Origin of the sequence: uncultured Cardiobacterium sp., from assembly GCF_938028185.1 — a bacterium.
Classification (GTDB): domain Bacteria; phylum Pseudomonadota; class Gammaproteobacteria; order Cardiobacteriales; family Cardiobacteriaceae; genus Cardiobacterium.
Window position 1 is genome coordinate 1 of the sequence record NZ_CALJAH010000456.1, and the last position, 5130, is coordinate 5130.

Below are 5130 nucleotides of genomic sequence, written 5' to 3' on the forward strand. Positions count from 1 at the left end.
AAAAAGACGGATTAGACAAAGCTGCCTGATCCAATCCATCCGCCCTCCGATAATTTTGGGGCGGTTCAGAGCGGTACCTGCGGAATAGCGCGTCCAGCGTCCCGGACGGCAGCGGCAAATCGACCAGTGCGAGCAACTCACGCGCAGCGACAGACAGCGGTACGGTGCGATCATGGCCGTTCTTGGTGTCGCGCAGGGTAGCGAGCTTGCCCGCAACATCATCGAGTTGCAGCTTCAAAATCTCGCCCGCGCGCATCGCCGTCTCCATCGCAAACAAAAAACACCAGGCAACCAACTCCCGCTGTAACTTCAGTCGCGAGCCGGGCGTGTAGCCCAATGCGGCGACGATAGCCGCAGCGTCGTCTGGAGTGATGCGCCGGTCACGCGACTGGTTGGACGCAGGGCGCTTGATAAGGCAGAAAGGATTTTGCGGTAACAACAGCCCCCATACCTTTTGCGCGTGGGTATAAAGCGCCGACAGCGAGTTCCACTCGCGCACCACGCTGGCAGCCCTCACCGACTGCAAGTGGACATCGCGCCGGTTCAATTTCTCAACCAGTTTGCCAGCGATGCGGAAAAAATCACGCAAAAAGCCGACAGCCGCAGGCTCTCGTTGCGCGCACTCTTTTTGGTTGGCGTGACTTCGACGAGATAGCGACGCAGAATATCGGCGTCGGTACGAGGCACTGCACCCGCTCCCGTCAAAATCAATAACCCCTTATCTGCAAAAGGGTTTATTGTTTCTAGATTCGTGAATCCCGCCACCGTTCCCGCATTGCTTCGCGGACTTCCACCGAAACCGCGCCGCTGTAGCCGTCGCTATCGACGATGGTGGCGAGGGCATTGACCGCCGGATGGCGCAGCAGCAGTTCCAGCACCGCCTGCTTGAGCGGGGCGCGGTCGTAATGCGGGCTGTTGCGCCCTTTGCCGTGGACGACAATCCAGCATTCGCTGCGGCGGTTACGGCGTTCGTCCAGCAGATCGCCGAGGTAGCGCAGCGCTTCATCCACAAAGAAACCGTGCAGGTCAATTTCGCGCGCGACCGGCAGCCGTCCGGCGCAGAGGGCATGGAAGCGGGCGTCGGGGATGGCGGCGAGGTTGTGCCGGGTTTCCTGCGGGTCGGCGCTGTGCCGAATACGTTGCGCTTCGATGCGGCGGCGCTGTAAAATTTTCGCCTGCTTGCCGAAGTCTTCGGCCTGCGGCGGGGTTTTCAGGGGCGTGACTGCGCCGACAAGGTCGGCAAAGCGTTCTTTTTCCGTCATGGGGGCTGGGTGAGGCAGGGTTTGTTTCATCATACACCGCGCGCTTTTATAAGGATAAATCATGAAAATCGGTATTCACGGGATTAACGGCAAGATGGGTTTGGCGATTGCGCATGAAATCATGGCGCACCCGGAGCTGGAGCTGGGCGCGGCCTCGGTGCGCAACGGTCATCATTGGGCGGGCAAGCGTCTGTGTGATGTCGCCCCGGAATTGCCGGAATGCACGGTGCGCGTGACCAGTAATTTGGACCAGTTCTGCGCGGCGGTGGATGTGGTGGTCGATTTTACCCGGCCGGATGCGACGCTGTTGCTGTTGCCAGTCTGCCAGAAGCTGAAGAAACCACTGATGATTGGCACCACCGGCTTTAATGATGACGCCACCGCCTGGATTCACCGCGCCGCGAAGCATATTCCGCTGGTCTTGGCCGCCAATACCAGTCTCGGCGTGAATATTCTGTTTGAGGTCAGCCGCCGCGTCGCTGAGGTGCTGGATTTCCAGCATTGGGACGTGGACATTCTCGAAGCGCATCACCGCAACAAGGTGGATGCGCCTTCCGGCACGGCGCTGCGCATCGGCGAGATGATTGCCGCCGCGCAAAACAGCGATTTTGACGAGCGCAAACGCTATCCGTATGTGAACCGCCGCAAGAGCGGCGATATTGGCTTTTCCGTGGTACGCGCCGGCGACATTATCGGCGAGCATACTGTTTTCTTTACGGCGGACGATGAGCGGCTGGAGTTCACCCACCGCGCCAGCAACCGCCGTATTTTCGCGCGTGGTGCATTGACGGCGGCAAACTGGCTGGGCGACCGCCCGGCGGGTTTGTACAGCATGGCCGATGTACTGGGCTTCACTTCCTGAGCGGGAACATTTCCATGAAATACTTGAACTATCTGATCGTTATCATCCTCTGCATCGCCTTCGCGGTGATGGGGCTTTTCAACAACGGCGCGGTAACGCTGAACTACATTTTGGGTACGCAGACCCTGCCGCTGGTGGCGGTAATGCTGATTTGCTTCCTCTTCGGCGCGCTGCTGATGCTGGTGCTCTTTGGCACCAAGGCCTTCTTCTGGCGGCAACGCGCGCGCACGCTGGAACACCTGATGGCGCGTGAACGCAAAGAAGCGGAAAAAGCGGCAATCCAGGCAGAATTTCACGCCGACCAGAAAACCGCCTGATGGCTGACTGGCTCATCATCCTGCTGTTGCCGTGCGCCGCCTGGTCGGGCTGGTGGCTGGCAATGCGCAAAGAAGCGCGCGACCTGCGTGCCGACAAAACCCGCGCCGCGTATTTTGAGGGCGTGGGTTTTTTGCTGAACGACCAGACCGACCGCGCCGTGGACGTTTTCATCCACATGGCCGACCTTGACCAGCAAATGCTGGACAACCAGCTCACCCTCGGCAGCCTCTTCCGCAAACGCGGCGAACTCGACCGTGCGCTGCACCTGCACCAGCAACTGCGCAACCATTCGCAGCTGAGCGACGCACAGCGGATGGCGGTCGATTACGAACTGGCGGAAGACTACGCCGCCGCCGGGATGTACAACCAGGCGCAGGCGCTGTTTGAACAACTGCTGGCAGAACAATACCGCGAAGCGGAAGTCATGCCCGCGCTGGCGCACCTCTACGAACGCACCAAACAATGGCAGGCGGCGCTGGAGCTCTCCGCCGCGTGGCAGGCAAAAGGCTACGGTGCGCGCGGCACGGAAATCTCGCACTACTACTGCGAGCTGGCACAACAGGCGGGCGACGACGCCACCGTCGCGCAATACCTGCAACAGGCGCTTGCTGCCGACCGCGACTGCGTCCGCGCCAACCGGATGCGCGGCCAGCTCCTGCTGCGCCAGGGCGAATACGTCAATGCCATTCACGCCCTGCAAAGCATTGGCGAAACCTCGGCGGCGCTCCTGCCGGACGTATTGCCCGACATCGCCGCCGCCTACCACGCCATTGGCCGCGACGACGAATACCGCTACTGGCTGGAAAAAACCGAAGCGCAAAACCCGAACCCGCGCCTGACATTGGCACTCGCCCAATTACTGGGCGAAACCGCGCCTGACGCCGCTGCCGACCTGCTGCAAACGCGGATGGAAGCCAAACAAACCCCGCTGTTGCTCTCCGCCTGGTTCAACTACCGCCCCGGACTCGCGCCGCTCGCCACCAGTGCGGGCAAACTGGTCGCGCCGCGCACCGTGTACCAGTGCAACGAATGCGGCTTTCGCCAGCAAAACCTCATCTGGCATTGCCCCGCCTGCTTCGCCTGGAGCAGCTTCCGCCCGCAGCTCGAACTCAAAGTAGAAAACCGATGAACCCCAAACCGCTGCTAATCGCCCTCGACTACAACCGTGGCGCAGACGCCCTGGCACTTGCCGCCCAACTCTCGCCCGACCTCTGCCGCCTGAAAATCGGCAAAGAACTCTACACCCGCGAAGGACGGCAACTGGTCGAAGCGCTGCAAGGCATCGGTTACGACATCTTCCTTGACCTCAAATACCACGACATCCCCAACACCGTCGCCGCCGCGCTGCGCGTCGCCGCCGATATGGGCGTGTGGATGGTGAACGTCCACGCCAGCGGCGGCCGCAAAATGCTGGAAACCGCCGCCGACGCGCTTGCCCGCTACCGCCAGCCGCCGCTGCTCATCGCCGTCACCGTCCTCACCAGCCTGGGCGATAACGAACTGCGTGAAATCGGTATTGGCGAACCGCTTGCCGCCCACGTCGCCCGCCTCACCGCGCTTGCCGCCGGCAGCGGCCTGAACGGCGTCGTCTGCTCGGCACACGAAGCGGGCGCGGTCAAAGCCGCGCATGGCCGCGACTTTCTCACCGTCACCCCCGGCATCCGCCCGGCGGGCAGCAGCGCAGACGACCAGACACGCACCATGCCCCCCGCCGCCGCCCTGCAAGCAGGCGGTGACTACCTCGTCATTGGCCGCCCCGTCACCCGCGCCGAAAAACCGGCGGTCGCGCTGGCGGACATCATCACCAGCATCAAAACCGGAGCATAACCATGCCCACGCCTATACGCGGCTCAAAAACCGTTTACATCCTGCCCAACCTCTTCACCACCGCATCGCTGTTCTGCGGCTTCTACGCTATCCTCGCCGTCATCGACGGCAGTGGCCGCTTCACCTTCGCCGCCGCCCTCATCTTCGTCGCCATGATCTTCGACGGCTGTGACGGCCGCGTCGCCCGCCTCACCCGCACCGAATCCGAATTCGGCGTGCAATACGACTCGCTCGCCGACCTCATCTCCTTCGGCGTCGCCCCCGCCATCATCATCTACCAGTGGGCGCTGCACTACGCCGCCATCGAGCCCATCTACCCCGCCAAACTCGGCTGGTTCACCGCCTTCATCTACACCGCCTGCACCGCGCTGCGCCTCGCCCGTTTCAACGTCCAGGTCGGCATCACCGACAAAGCCGTCTTCATCGGCCTGCCCAGCCCGTCCGCCGCCGCCATCGTCGCCGGCTTCGTCTGGACGGGCAGCAACTACCACTGGAACGGCGCCAACCTCATCATGCTCTCCGCCGTCATCACCTGGTTCAGCGCGCTGGCAATGGTGAGCAACTTCAAATACTACAGCTTCAAAACCTTCAAACCGCAAAGCCGCCTGCCCTTCAGCAAAGCCGCGCTGCCCGCCTGCCTCATCGGTCTCATCTTCCTCAAGCCTGCCCCCACACTCTTCGCGCTCTTCCTCCTCTACGGCCTGCACGGCCCCATTTGGACACTGTGGCGCATCGCCAAACGCCGCCAGGGGCGCACCGGGTGATTACCCTCCGCCCGAACCAACAAACCGCGCTGGCGCTGCTCGGCTACAAACTGTGGCTGCCGCGCGCCGAACTGGCCGCCCTGCGCGCCGCGCCGCC

At 62.3% G+C, this 5130-nt stretch carries 7 protein-coding genes; 5 read left to right on the forward strand and 2 right to left on the reverse strand.

Features of this window, described 5'->3' with window-relative positions:
- Both Q0349_RS13200 and Q0349_RS13205 read right to left on the reverse strand, forming a co-directional pair.
- Positions 1 to 589 (reverse strand): tyrosine-type recombinase/integrase (locus Q0349_RS13200; protein ID WP_298081479.1); only part of this gene is annotated, 589 nt, incomplete at its 3' end.
- A 154-nt stretch (positions 590 to 743) separates the two neighbouring features.
- Complete coding sequence (locus Q0349_RS13205) at positions 744 to 1262, reverse strand: Smr/MutS family protein (RefSeq protein WP_298081480.1); 519 nt, start codon at positions 1260 to 1262, stop codon at positions 744 to 746.
- A 61-nt stretch (positions 1263 to 1323) separates the two neighbouring features.
- On the opposite strand from Q0349_RS13205, the gene dapB reads away from it, so the two are divergent.
- Genes dapB through pssA form a run of 5 tightly spaced genes read left to right on the forward strand, consistent with a single transcriptional unit; the run spans position 1324 to position 5033 of the window.
- On the forward strand, positions 1324 to 2124 hold the full coding sequence (gene dapB, locus Q0349_RS13210; RefSeq protein ID WP_298081481.1) for a 4-hydroxy-tetrahydrodipicolinate reductase: 801 nt from the start codon (positions 1324 to 1326) through the stop codon (positions 2122 to 2124).
- A 14-nt stretch (positions 2125 to 2138) separates the two neighbouring features.
- Complete coding sequence (locus tag Q0349_RS13215) at positions 2139 to 2441, forward strand: lipopolysaccharide assembly LapA domain-containing protein (protein WP_298081482.1); 303 nt, start codon at positions 2139 to 2141, stop codon at positions 2439 to 2441.
- Positions 2441 to 3571, forward strand: coding sequence for a lipopolysaccharide assembly protein LapB (locus Q0349_RS13220; RefSeq protein ID WP_298081483.1), 1131 nt, complete (start codon positions 2441 to 2443; stop codon positions 3569 to 3571). The genes Q0349_RS13215 and Q0349_RS13220 overlap by 1 nt, the downstream gene beginning before the upstream one ends.
- Positions 3568 to 4269, forward strand: coding sequence for an orotidine-5'-phosphate decarboxylase (pyrF, locus tag Q0349_RS13225; RefSeq protein WP_298081484.1), 702 nt, complete (start codon positions 3568 to 3570; stop codon positions 4267 to 4269). The genes Q0349_RS13220 and pyrF overlap by 4 nt, the downstream gene beginning before the upstream one ends.
- Positions 4270 to 4271: 2 nt before the next feature.
- On the forward strand, positions 4272 to 5033 hold the full coding sequence (pssA, locus tag Q0349_RS13230) for a CDP-diacylglycerol--serine O-phosphatidyltransferase (RefSeq protein WP_298081485.1): 762 nt from the start codon (positions 4272 to 4274) through the stop codon (positions 5031 to 5033).
- Positions 5034 to 5130 lie beyond the last annotated feature (97 nt).

What these genes read in the sequence shown, in the direction of transcription:
- dapB (WP_298081481.1), top strand. Translation starts at nt 1,324, where the DNA reads ATGAAAATCGGTATTCACGGGATTAACGGCAAGATGGGTTTGGCGATT.
- pssA (WP_298081485.1), top strand. Translation starts at nt 4,272, where the DNA reads ATGCCCACGCCTATACGCGGCTCAAAAACCGTTTACATCCTGCCCAAC.
- pyrF (WP_298081484.1), top strand. Translation starts at nt 3,568, where the DNA reads ATGAACCCCAAACCGCTGCTAATCGCCCTCGACTACAACCGTGGCGCA.
- Q0349_RS13215 (WP_298081482.1), top strand. Translation starts at nt 2,139, where the DNA reads ATGAAATACTTGAACTATCTGATCGTTATCATCCTCTGCATCGCCTTC.
- Q0349_RS13205 (WP_298081480.1), bottom strand. Translation starts at nt 1,262, where the DNA reads ATGACGGAAAAAGAACGCTTTGCCGACCTTGTCGGCGCAGTCACGCCC.
- Q0349_RS13220 (WP_298081483.1), top strand. Translation starts at nt 2,441, where the DNA reads ATGGCTGACTGGCTCATCATCCTGCTGTTGCCGTGCGCCGCCTGGTCG.